The following is a 12,000-nucleotide window of genomic DNA, read 5'->3' as shown; positions in this document are numbered from 1 at the left end:
CGGCACGCGCGCCTGAACATCCGAGGGGCCCGTCCACCCAGTGGTGGAGGGGCCCCTCGCGTGTGAGGCCGTTCCGTCAGGCGCCCGGCACGGGCGTTCTCAGAGGCCGGCCTTGCGGGTGCCCTGGAACGCCACGTACGCCGCGATCGCGAAGAAGGCGAAGGTCAGCGGGTCGGCGTTGTCCTTCCACGCCTGCTGGACCACGTCGAAGTGGTCGAAGAAGACCGTGCTGAACCCGAGGCCGGACTCCTTGGCGCCGATCATCGCCTCGCCGATCAGCTGGCCGAGATAGACCGCGGCGACGGACACGATCACGCTGACGACCGGCAGGGTCTGGTTGCGGCCGCCGACGCGGCCCGCGGCGATGCCGACGAGGAAGCCGACACCGACGGCCGCGTAGCCGATCTCGTGCTTGGTGAGGCCCACGACCAGGCCGTACAGAACCGCGGAGACCACGCCGGCGCCTACGGCGGCGACGGCCCCGAGCGCGAAGTTGTTGCGCGCAGGGGCGGCCGGGGCGACGGGCGCGGCCGGGAAGCCCGGCTGGGGCGCGCCCTGCGGTACGGCCTCCTGCGGCACGCCCTGCTGCGGGACGGGCGGCTGGTCGACGGGCTCGCCCGCGTACGGGCTGTCGACCGGTGGACCGGACGGCGGCGTCGGCTGACTCATGTGGTTCCCCCCAGGGATGCGGGCGCACCGTGGTGTGCGCGTGGGATGGCACCGCACAGCTGCAGGCGCCCGGGGCGCGGGCGCACGTGTGTGCGAGAGCTGCCGCAGATTAGCAGGGGGGAATGACAATCTGTCAGGGATTTCCTCCGGGTCAGAGCCGGTGTGCCGCCCCCGTCGGGGTCGCTCCCCTTGTGTCCAGGAGGAGTTGGGCCTTCACGGACAGTCCTTGCAGGTCGTACGTGCGGTGCTGCTGGAGCAGGATCGTCAGGTCGGCGTCGGCCGCGGCCTCGTAGAGGGAGTCCGCGCGCGGTACGGGGCGCCCGAAGACGCTCCAGGCCGGGACGTGCGGGTCGTGATAGCTGACGGACGCGCCGAGTTCCATCAGGCGTACGGCGATCTCGTGGGCGGGGGCGCCCTGTTGATCGGCGATGTCCGCCTTGTAGGTGACGCCGAGCAGGAGCACGCGCGCGGCACGGGCGGACTTCCCGTGCTCGTTGAGCAGCGCGGCGGCGCGCTGGATGACGTACTGGGGCATGTGGTTGTTGACCTGCTGGGCCAGTTCGACCATACGAAGAGGGCGTCCCGAGGGGCCGCCGAGGTCCTGGGCGGTCCCGTGCCCGCCGACTCCCGGTCCTGGCCGGAACGCCTGGAAGCCGAACGGCTTCGTCTCCGCGCAGCGGATGACGTCCCACAGGTCGACGCCCAGGTCGTGGCAGAGCACGGCCATCTCGTTGACGAGCGCGATGTTGACGTGCCGGAAGTTGGTCTCCAGGACCTGCACGGTCTCCGCCTCGCGGGGTCCGCGCGCGCGGACGACCTTGTCGGTGAGCCGCCCGTAGAAGGCGGCGGCCGATTCGGTGCAGGCGGGGGTGAGGCCTCCGATGACCTTCGGTGTTCCGGCGGGCGTGAAGTCGCGGTTGCCGGGATCGACCCTGCTGGGCGAGTAGGCGAGGTGGAAATCTCGCCCCGCGCGCAGTCCGGAGCCGGTTTCGAGGAGCGGGCGGAGGAAGCCCTCGGTGGTGCCGGGGTGCACGGGCGATTCCAGGATCACCGTGGTGTGCGGGCGCAGCCGTGCGGCGAGGGTGCGGGCCGCCGCCTCCAGCTGGCCGAGGTCCAGGGTGCCGTCCGCGCCCCGTGGGGTCGGGGCGCAGATGACGGCGGTGCGTACGCGGCCCAGCTCGGCCGGGTTGGTGGCGGGCCGGAAGCCCCCCGAGAGCATCCGGCGCAGTTCCGCGGGGGTGAGGGAGCCGCCCTCCGGTCCTGTTTTGTAGCCGAGCGTGGAGATGCCGGCGGCGACGGCGGCCTGGGCCAGGGGCAGGCCGAGATGACCGAGTCCGATGACGGCGAGGTCTGCGGGCATGGAGTGGGCCGTCCTTCCCAGTAACCGATGCGGGACAGGTGCGCAAGCCCTGTGGACAGGATGGGCGAGAGCAATGTCAGACTAGGAGTAAATATGACCGATTTGTGGGATTGATCGATCAAGATTCCGTACGCGTCGCCCAGTGTTGTCCACAGGCTGCGGATGGACGGTGGCCGATGAGGGGCAAGGCGGTCAGACTTTGGGCAGGAGGATGTGAGCCGGGCGTCGCCGGACAGGTGCGGCCAGCGCGACCAACAGCGGGAGGCAGCGGTGAGGACAGCGACACTGGGGCCGGCGGAGCGCGCCGAGTCACTTGCGGGAATGGCCGAGCGTGAGCTGGACGTGCTGGTCGTGGGCGCGGGCGTGGTCGGCGCGGGCACCGCGCTGGACGCCGTGACACGCGGCCTGTCCACCGGCCTGGTCGAGGCGCGGGACTGGGCGTCGGGCACATCGAGCAGATCCAGCAAGCTGATCCACGGCGGCCTGCGCTATCTGGAGATGCTCGACTTCGCGCTCGTCCGCGAGGCGCTGAAGGAGCGGGGCCTGCTGCTCGAACGGCTCGCACCGCACCTGGTGAAGCCCGTCCCGTTCCTCTACCCCCTCCAGCACAAGGGCTGGGAGCGGCTGTACGCGGGTTCCGGCGTGGCACTGTACGACGCCATGTCGATGGCCCGGGGCCACGGCCGCGGCCTGCCCGCCCACCGCCATCTGAGCCGTCGCCACGCCCTGCGCGTCGCACCGGCCTTGAAGAAGGACGCCCTGATCGGCGCCCTGCAGTACTACGACGCACAGATGGACGACGCCCGCTATACGGCGACGCTGGTGCGCACGGCGGCTTCGTACGGCGCGAAGGTCGCCAACCGCGCGCGGGTCACCGGCTTCCTGCGCGAGGGCGAGCGGGTGGTCGGGGCCAGGGTGCGCGATGTCGAGGGCGGCGGCGAGTACGAGGTCCGCGCCAAGCAGATCGTCAACGCCACGGGCGTGTGGACCGACGACACCCAGGCCATGGTCGGCGAGCGGGGCCAGTTCCACGTCCGGGCGTCCAAGGGCATCCACCTGGTCGTGCCGAAGGACCGGATCAACTCCTCGACGGGCCTGATCCTGCGCACCGAGAAATCCGTGCTGTTCGTGATCCCCTGGGGCCGCCACTGGATCATCGGCACCACCGACACCGACTGGGACCTGGACAAGTCCCACCCGGCGGCGTCCAGCGCCGACATCGACTATCTGCTGGAGCACGTGAACTCGGTGCTCTCCGTGCCGCTCTCCCGCGACGACGTCGAGGGGGTGTACGCCGGGCTCCGGCCGCTGCTGGCCGGGGAGTCGGACGCCACCAGCAAGCTGTCGCGCGAGCACACCGTGGCCCACCCGGTGCCCGGACTCGTGGTGGTGGCCGGCGGCAAGTACACGACCTACCGGGTGATGGCCAAGGACGCCGTGGACGAGGCGGTGCACGGCCTCGACCAGCGCGTCGCCGAGTGCGTCACCGAGGACACCCCGCTGCTCGGGGCCGAGGGCTACCGGGCGCTGTGGAACGCGCGAGCGCGGATCGCGGCACGCACCGGGATCCATGTGGTGCGTGTGGAGCACCTGTTGAACCGGTACGGGGCGATGGCCGAGGAGCTTCTCGACCTCATCGAGGAGGACCCGTCCCTCGGCCAGCCCCTGCCGGCCGCCGAGGACTACCTCCGGGCCGAGATCGTCTACGCCGCCTCGCACGAGGGCGCCCGTCACCTGGACGACGTCCTGACCCGGCGCACCCGCATCTCCATCGAGACCTTCGACCGGGGCACCCGCAGCGCCCGCGAGGCCGCCGAGCTGATGGCGCCGGTCCTCGGCTGGGACAAGGACCAGATCGAGCGCGAGGTGCAGCACTACGAGAAGCGGGTCGAGGCCGAGCGCGAGTCCCAGCGCCAGCCGGACGACCTGACGGCGGACGCGGCCCGGCTGGGGGCGCCGGACATCGTGCCGTTCTGACCGCCGGTTCCCGCCATGTCACTCGAACGGGTGCGGTGAGCCGGGATCTTCGCTCGCGGCCCGGCCGTTCTACGGGGTGCGGGGACAGAACTCGGCGGCGAGCGGGGCCGGTTCGAGCGTCGGGTCCGTGACCCCGTCCGTGTTCACCCGGGAGGTGAGGACACGACGACCGTCGACGGTGGCCGCGCCGCGCACGTGGCTGCCGGAGATCCGGCCGTTGCGCCCCCGCGCCCTGGTTCCGCACGGCAGTTTCACCGGGAACAGCCGCCCCCTGCCGCACGAGCCACGCGCGGCGCGGCGGGCCCGTCCTTGTAACAGTCCGTCATGAGGCACGTTGGTGCGCCCGGGGCCGGGCCAGGGCCGGGATAAGGCCGAGCCGGCGGATAGGTGCGGCGGATGTGCGGAAGTCCGGATACGGGGTAGTCGGTGGGTCCGGAACGCCGGTTGTGCGGCGCCCGGCGTGTGCGGGGTGCGACCGGCGGTGAGCCGTCTGTGGCCGAAGGCCGGGCTCGGGCGTCTCATTGGCTGAGCTGTTGCGGTTCGAGGGGCCCCCTGGGCGTTGGGCACTTGTCGGGTAGGGGACAATGGAGGCTCTGTCAGGGCGGGTTGCATGAGGGGACGCATGTCGGAGGCGGAGCGGGCGGGAGCATCCCGTCAGGACAAGAGCGAACGTCTCCTCGCCGGGCGGTACCGGCTGGGGGATGTTCTCGGCCGCGGCGGCATGGGCACGGTGTGGCGCGCCGAGGACGAGACCCTGGGCCGCACGGTCGCCGTGAAGGAGCTGCGGTTCCCTTCGGCCATCGACGAGGACGAGAAGCGCCGGCTGATCACGCGCACGCTGCGGGAGGCCAAGGCCATCGCGCGGATCCGCAACAACGGCGCGGTGACGGTCTTCGACGTGGTCGACGAGGACAACCGGCCCTGGATCGTGATGGAGCTCATCGAGGGCAAGTCCCTCGCCGAGGCCATCCGCGAGGACGGACTGCTCACGCCGAAGCGTGCTGCCGAGGTGGGCCTGGCCATCCTCGACGTGCTGCGCTCGGCGCACCGTGAGGGCATCCTGCACCGGGACGTGAAGCCGTCGAACGTGCTGATCTCCGACGACGGCCGGGTCGTGCTCACCGACTTCGGCATCGCGCAGGTGGAGGGCGACCCGTCCATCACCTCGACCGGCATGCTCGTCGGCGCGCCCTCCTACATCTCGCCGGAGCGGGCGCGTGGCCACAAGCCCGGACCCGCGGCCGACCTGTGGTCGCTGGGCGGTCTGCTGTACGCGTCGGTGGAGGGCGTGCCGCCGTACGACAGGGGCTCCGCGATCGCGACGCTCACCGCGGTGATGACCGAGCCGGTCGAACAGCCGAAGAACGCGGGCCCGCTGGAGAACGTGATCTACGGCCTGCTCGCCAAGGATCCCGAGCAGCGGCTCGACGACGCGGGCGCACGGGCGATGCTCAACGAGGTGCTGCGCGCGCCCGAACCCGAGCAGAGCGTGCCGGAGCCGCCGGACGCGACGAAGGTCGTGGCCATGCCGCCCCTGCCGGAGGAACCGGTGCGCCGGGGTGCGGGCGGTTTCGGTTCCGGCGCCAAGAAGGGCGAGGAACCCGCGGAGCGGCTGCGTGGGGCCATGCGTTCGGTACGCAAGGTCGCGACCGCGGCCGGGGCCGCCACGGCGGCGGCCACCTCGGCGGCGACGGCCCGCGCCAAGACGGTCGGCGGCCCGGACACCTCCACGGCGGCGGGAGCGGCGGGAGCGACCTCCCCGCGCACGGGTGCGGGATCAGGCGGGGCTGCCGACGGCACCTCCGGTTCGGCGGGTTCGGCCGGGTCCGGTGCGTCGTCCGTGCCGGAGCAGGCGGGCAGTCGTGACGGTACGTCGGTGAACTCCAGTTCGGCCGGGCTCGCCGGACGGGCGGGCGCCGCCGGTACGCGCGGCGGCTCGGGGTCCGGGTGGCCGGTCGCCCCCGAGCGCCCGGCGCGGCCGGTGCCGAAGGCCTCGCTGACGGATGTCGTGCCGCTGCGGACACTGGTGATCATCGCGGTGGCCCTGGCCCTGGTCGTGATCGGCACCGTGCTGGCTCTCACGCTCGGCGGCGGGGACGACAACGGCTCCAAGGGCGCCAAGAGCAACGGCGCCAAGACGACCGCTTCCAGCACGGCGACGTCCGGAAGCGGGAAGAACGGCACCGGCAGCAAGGGCGGCGACGACACCGCGCACACCGACAGCGGCGACAAGTCGGGCTCCGGTTCCGGGGACGGGAACACGAACTCCTCTTCGGGCACGGACGCGAGCGCGAGCACGTCGGCCGGTTCGAGCGGTGACGGCAAGGAGTCGGGCTCGGGTTCGGGTTCCACCGCCGTCACGACGTACAAGAGCGGCCAGGGCTTCTCGATCGGGCTGCCGAAGGGGTGGGAGTTCCAGTCCCAGGACGCCGCGGGAGCCCGGTTCGCGGGTCCCGACGGGCAGAAGCTCCTCGTCGGCTGGACGAACACGCCCAAGGACGACCCGGTCGCGGACTGGGAGAACCAGGAGCGCTACATGACGCGCTCCCAGTACTCGAAGATCGGCATAGAGAAGGTGGACTACCGAGGCTGGAACACGGCCGACTGGGAGTTCACTTATGTGGACGGAGGCACCAAGTACCGCTCGATCGACCGCGGTTTCGTCGTGAACCCGCATCAGGGGTACGCGTTGATGTACACGGCGAAGGCGTCCGCGTGGGACAGCGATCTGCGCAAGAGCACGTGGAAGACGCTGACCGAGACGTTCCAGCCGAAGTCGTGATGTACCGCTCGCCGAGGTGACGTTCCGCCACGAAGGGGAGCCCGAGATCTCGCATCACCGCTCTGCGGGTTGCCTCGGGCACGTATCGTGAGTGGTTGCGGACCGAACGAAGCCACAACGGGACGCACGGCGAACGGAATTGACCAACCGGTCGGCTGGGGGAAGCATCGTGGACGACTACGCGGGACGGGTACTCGCCGACCGCTACCGCCTGCCTCTGCCGCCGTCCGACGAGTACGAACTCGCCGAGAGCCGGGCCTTCGACACCTACAGCGGGCAGGAAGTCCTGGTACGGCAGGTGCCGTTGCCGGAAGTCGTCGAGGCCGAGGTGCTCGACGCGGACGGACTGCCCGACGGGTTCGTGGCCCGGGACGGCGGGGTGCGGCGGGCGTCCGCCCGGACCACGCGCCGGCCCACCGAACCGGCGGTCCGGCGGGCGATCGAGGCCGCGCAGGCCGCCGCGCAGATCCCCGACCACCCCCGGCTCGACCAGGTCTTCGACGTGTTCGCCGAGGGCGGGTCGCTGTGGATCGTCAGCGAGCTGGTGCCCGCGAGGCCGCTCGCCGCACTGCTCGCCGAGAAGCCGCTCAGCCCCTACCGGGCCGCCGAGGTCGCCGCCGACGTGCTGACCGCGCTGCGGGTCCTGCACGCGCACGGATGGGTGCACCGGAACATCACCGTGCGCACGGTGCTCGTCTGCGACGACGGCCGCGTCCTGCTCACCGGACTGGCGGCCGGGGCGGCCGAGGAGGCGCTGTGCGGGTACGACCCGGTGCCGGCGCCGGAGGGCGACTTCACGGCCGAGCCCGGATCCGGGTCGGGCTCCCGCGCCGGGCAGCCGGGGAACGCCGGTCCTGCCGGGGCGGGCGCTTCCCGGGGTGCCACCGGAGGCGGGCCGGGTGCCGCGGGCGGGCGGGGTCCCGCCGGTGGCATCGGATTCGGCGGTGCGGCGCGCGGTGTCGCCGTGGCGGCCACGAGCGGCGCCGATGCCGAAGCGGCCCGGCGGGCGGCGATCGAGGCCCGCGCGGAGCAGGGAACACCGGTTCCGGGGACGCCCACGGCGGGCCGGGGCCCGCGTGCGCTCGAAGCGGGCGGTCCGGCGGATCCGGGCCGTCCCGAGGGAGCGGCCGGGCCCGGCCGCTCGCCCGACGCGAGCGGGGGAGCGGAGGACGCCGGGGACGAGATCCGTGCCGCGCGCGCCGGAGCCATCGCCGCGTACCGGGCCGGAGCACGCGCCGCCGCTCGCGTACAGGGGGAGCAGCGGGGCGACCCGCTCGCCCTTCCGGCACCCCGGCCCTCGGCACCCGGCGAGCAGGGCGAGCCGACCGGCCAGGACAGCCGCTACGGCGTCTCCCCGCACTCCCCCCAGGCCCAGGCCCAGGCCCAGGTCCACGCCCCGCCGCAGTTGCCCGGCCAAGGCGGGCCGCAGCGTCCGTACACCGTGCCTCCGGGGCAGATAGCCGACCCGTACGGAGTCGGTGGCAGCGGCGGGTACGGGGCTCCCCCGCGCCCCGTCGGAGCCGTCGGCGGGGACAACGGCCGGCGCCCCACGCTCCCCTCAGGATCGGGATCAGGATCAGGATCGGAGCCGGGAGCCGGATCGGGAGCGGGCGGCAGGCCGGTCCCGGGTGCCACGGGGTACGGCAACCCCGCGCTCGCGCCCGGCCAGGGGTCCTACCCCGCAGGACACGGCGGCCGTCCCGGCGTCCCGGCCCCCGGACAGCCCCTCGACAACGAACGGCTTCCGGACAACGGCCGTTTCTCCGGCGGCTTCCAGGCCTCCGGTCCCACCCAAGTACCGGGACGTTCCGGCGGGTTCACGGATTCCGGGCACGCCCGGGTTCCCGGAACCTCCCCTGCCTCCGGCCACACCAGGGTCCCCGGCGCGCCGCAGGGCCCCGCCCCCGTCCCGCACAACCCCGGTCGCCGGGGCGGCGGTTGGGGTGAGCTCGTCGTCGGGACGCCACCGCGCCGAGGGCCGGCCACCGCGCTCGCGGCGGAGCGGGCCCGGCAGGCACGGATGGCGGTGGTCGGTCCTGTCACCGAGCGCTGGGCGCCCGAGCAGGCCGGACCGGTGCACGAGAACTGGCAGTTGGCCGCCCCGATCGGACCCGCGACCGACCTGTGGGCGCTGGGCGCGCTGCTCTTCCGCGCCGTGCAGGGACACGCGCCCTACCCGGAGGAGAACACCGCCGAACTGGTGCAACTGGTGTGCGCGGAGCCGCCCGCCTTCGCCGAGGAGTGCGGCCCGCTGCGCCCCGTCGTCGAGTCGCTGCTGCGCCAGGACCCCACCGAGCGGCTCGACTTCGAGGAACTGCGCGGCTGGCTGCGGTCCCTGGTGCGGTCCGCGCCGGAACCCGAGGCCGGGGCGCATGTCGTGCCCGTGCCGCCCGTCGACCCGAGCCGGCTGCCGATCGTGCGGCGCCGGGGCGAGCTGGTCCGCAGGCGCCGCGCCGGGCTGCCCGCGACCAGCCCGCACGCCCGCCACAAGCGGGCCAGAGAGGAGAGCTCCGCGGGACCCCGCCGACTGGGCCGCAACCTGCTCCTGCTGGTCCTGCTCCTGCTGGCCGCGGCGGTCGCGTACGCCGTCGTCTTCATGCCCAAGTCGGACCGGAGCGGCACCGGTGACGGGCGGACCGGCGCCGCCGGACAGGCCGACCCGGCCCCCGACACCGGCGGCGACGCGACGGCGAGCAGCCAACCGCGCCCCGACCAGACCTCGCCGGACCCTGGCAAGAGCCCTTCGAGCAAGTCCAGTTCGACGTCCTCGCACACCGCCGGGGACCCGAACGTCGCCCAGGGGTTCACACTGCGCAAGGACCCCGAGGGATTCCAGGTCGCCGTGGCGAGCGGCTGGACCCGCTCGCCGAAGAACGGCAGCGGCCAGGTCGTCTACTCCCAGGGGGACTTCGAGCTCATCGTCGTACCCGGACGGGACGGCACCACCACGTACGGCAGCGACCCGATGACCTACCAGCGGGAGAGCGAGAAGGAGTTGCAGCCCTTCCGCGACTCGACCTGGGCCACCTCCAGCGGCATGCGGCGGATCGACGTGGGCGGCAAGGTGATGGCCGAGGGCCAGTTCACCTGGCAGGACTCCGCGGGGCGTTCGCTCTATGTGCGCAACCTCGCGATCCTCGTCGGCGGGCACTACCACGTGGTGCAGGTACGCGGCCCGGACGCCGAGCGCGACGAGGTGACACGGCTGTACGAGCAGGCGTCGTCGACCTATCAAGTCACCGGCTGAACAAGCCTTTTGCGCCCCGGATGCCACGTTTGGGCAGGCGAGGGCACCTGAACGCCGAACGGTTCCCTTCCGTACAAGGAAGGGACAACCGTCACAGTGCGGTCTCCGTACGACCCCGCTTGTTCCCTGGGTGGGCACCGCTCTTTAGTCTGACCCTGTCAAGACCATTGCGGGGAAACGTGAATCAGATGCAGGGCCTGCTCCTCGCGGGCCGCTACCGGCTTGTCGACTCGATCGGCAGCGGTGGCATGGGCCGGGTTTGGCGCGCCCATGACGAGGTGCTGCACCGCGCGGTCGCGGTCAAGGAGCTGACCGCCGCGCTGTACGTCGCCGAGAGCGACCTGGCCCGGCTGCTCGCCCGGACCCATGCCGAGGCGCGGGCCGCGGCCCGGATCAACCACTCGGCCGTCGTCACCGTCCATGACGTGCTGGAGCACGACAACCGGCCGTGGATCGTCATGGAGCTGGTCGAGGGCAACTCGCTGGCCGACGAGGTCAAGGAGCAGGGTCGTCTCGAACCGGAGGAGGCGGCGCGGATCGGGCTGTGGGTGCTGCGCGCGCTGCGCGCCGCGCACACGGCCGGGGTGCTGCACCGGGACGTGAAGCCGGGCAATGTCCTGCTGTCCACCGACCGGCGGGTGCTGCTCACCGACTTCGGGATCGCGCAGGTCGAGGGTGACACGACCATCACGCGCACCGGCGAGATCGTCGGTTCCGTCGACTATCTCGCGCCGGAGCGGGTGCGGGGCCACGACCCCGGTCCGGCCGCCGACCTGTGGGCCCTCGGGGCCACGCTGTACACGGCGGTGGAGGGGCGGTCGCCGTTCCGGCGCACGTCGGCGCTGTCGACCATGCAGGCCGTCGTGGACGAGGAGCTCACGCCCCCGCAGTACGCCGGTGCGCTGGAGCCCGTCATCGTCGCGCTGCTCAGCAAGGACCCCGCCGGACGCCCCTCGTCGGCGGAGGCCGAGGAGATGCTCGCCGAGGCCGCGGAGGGCCGCCGGCCGAGGACGGCACAGGCGTACGTGCCGACACAACATGTGGACAGGAACGGGGGGCAGGACTCTGCCCACGGGGGCGGGACACATGGGGGTGGAACCCATGGTGGCCAGACCCACGGGGGTACCGCCCACACCGGTCCGTCCTACGGCGCACCGGTCACGGGCGACCACGGCCCCGGAACCGGCGCCACCACGCAGGGGACCGCGTCCCAGGGCGGCGGCCCAGCCGGGACGATGTACCAGCTTCAGTCCGGCGCCCAGCCCCGTAAGCGGCGGCGTGGCCGCACCGTCGCCCTCGTCCTGGTCATGGCCGCGCTCGTCGGCGGCGGCGGTGCCGTAGCCATGCGGTACGCGGACAACTGGCGGCAGAACAGCGAGAACTCCGCCGGGACCGGCGGCAGCAAGGGCGGCGCCACCGACAAGCCCAGCGAGTCGGCGGGGAGTGGGACGGGGAACGCCACCGGCACCCTCCCCGCCGGCTGGGTGAACGTGGACGACCCCGCCGGCTTCGCCCTCGCCCTTCCCGGCAAGAACTGGAAGCGGATTCCCAACAGCTCCCAGATCGACTACAGCCCGGACGGAGGCAAGCACTTCGTCCGCTTCGCCGTGGACGACTCACCGGACTTCCCGGACCCGCACAGCCACCAGCTCGACCTGGAACAGCAGTTGACGAAGCTCCAGGACTACAAGCGGGTGAGCCTCGAAGCGAACACGTTCCGGGACTGCCACGGCTCCGTGTGGGACTTCACCTGGACCGCGCTGCCGAAGCAGACGCCGTTCCCGGGGCAGCGTCGTGCCATCGAGCAGACCTACCTCGGCCGGAACGGCGTCGAGTACGCGATCTACATGTCCTCGCCCGCCGCGGACTGGGACACCGCGCTTCAGCAGTTCAAGGTGATCCTGCGCAGCTGGAACCCCAAGGCCTGATAACACCTACGGCGACGTCATCGCTCCGGAGCGTCGC

6 protein-coding genes and 1 pseudogene are annotated in these 12,000 nt (G+C 72.6%); 4 read left to right on the top strand and 3 right to left on the bottom strand.

The window, feature by feature from the left end; genetic code table 11:
* Positions 1–99 precede the first annotated feature (99 nt).
* A complete protein-coding gene (locus ACIQRL_RS37720) occupies positions 100–669 on the bottom strand; it encodes a hypothetical protein (RefSeq protein WP_401340279.1) in 570 nt (189 codons plus the stop codon).
* Between the two features lie 151 nt (positions 670–820).
* A complete protein-coding gene (locus ACIQRL_RS37715) occupies positions 821–2,029 on the bottom strand; it encodes a nucleotide sugar dehydrogenase (protein WP_401340278.1) in 1,209 nt (402 codons plus the stop codon).
* A 270-nt stretch (positions 2,030–2,299) separates the two neighbouring features.
* Here ACIQRL_RS37715 and ACIQRL_RS37710 point away from each other — a divergent pair, with 270 nt between their 5' ends.
* The gene (locus ACIQRL_RS37710) at positions 2,300–4,006 is read left to right on the top strand and encodes a glycerol-3-phosphate dehydrogenase/oxidase (protein WP_401340276.1); all 1,707 of its coding nucleotides are present in this window, start codon (positions 2,300–2,302) and stop codon (positions 4,004–4,006) included.
* A gap of 69 nt (positions 4,007–4,075) precedes the next feature.
* Here ACIQRL_RS37710 and ACIQRL_RS37705 read toward each other — a convergent pair.
* Positions 4,076–4,303 (bottom strand): annotated as a pseudogene (locus tag ACIQRL_RS37705) (serine hydrolase); the annotation flags it as partial.
* 325 nt (positions 4,304–4,628) lie between these two features.
* Between ACIQRL_RS37705 and ACIQRL_RS37700 the strand changes: the two are divergent.
* From ACIQRL_RS37700 to ACIQRL_RS37690, 3 genes are all read left to right on the top strand, one after another.
* Positions 4,629–6,788 (top strand): serine/threonine-protein kinase, encoded by a 2,160-nt coding sequence (locus tag ACIQRL_RS37700; protein WP_401340274.1) that lies wholly within the window; start codon positions 4,629–4,631, stop codon positions 6,786–6,788.
* 169 nt (positions 6,789–6,957) lie between these two features.
* Entirely contained in the window at positions 6,958–10,035 is a 3,078-nt protein-coding gene (locus ACIQRL_RS37695) for a protein kinase (protein WP_401340272.1), read from the top strand.
* Positions 10,036–10,223: 188 nt separating this feature from the next.
* Complete coding sequence (locus ACIQRL_RS37690; RefSeq protein ID WP_401340439.1) at positions 10,224–11,963, top strand: serine/threonine-protein kinase; 1,740 nt, start codon at positions 10,224–10,226, stop codon at positions 11,961–11,963.
* The last annotated feature ends 37 nt before the right edge of the window (positions 11,964–12,000 follow it).

The sequence above is a fragment of the Streptomyces sp. NPDC091209 genome (assembly GCF_044757755.1).
In the GTDB taxonomy this organism is placed as follows: Bacteria; Actinomycetota; Actinomycetes; order Streptomycetales; family Streptomycetaceae; genus Streptomyces.
The sequence above is the reverse complement of the archived record's forward strand: the minus strand, read 5'-3'. Positions and strand labels throughout refer to the sequence as shown.

What these genes read in the sequence shown, in the direction of transcription:
- ACIQRL_RS37720 (WP_401340279.1), bottom strand. Translation starts at nt 669, where the DNA reads ATGAGTCAGCCGACGCCGCCGTCCGGTCCACCGGTCGACAGCCCGTAC.
- ACIQRL_RS37715 (WP_401340278.1), bottom strand. Translation starts at nt 2,029, where the DNA reads ATGCCCGCAGACCTCGCCGTCATCGGACTCGGTCATCTCGGCCTGCCC.
- ACIQRL_RS37700 (WP_401340274.1), top strand. Translation starts at nt 4,629, where the DNA reads ATGTCGGAGGCGGAGCGGGCGGGAGCATCCCGTCAGGACAAGAGCGAA.
- ACIQRL_RS37690 (WP_401340439.1), top strand. Translation starts at nt 10,224, where the DNA reads ATGCAGGGCCTGCTCCTCGCGGGCCGCTACCGGCTTGTCGACTCGATC.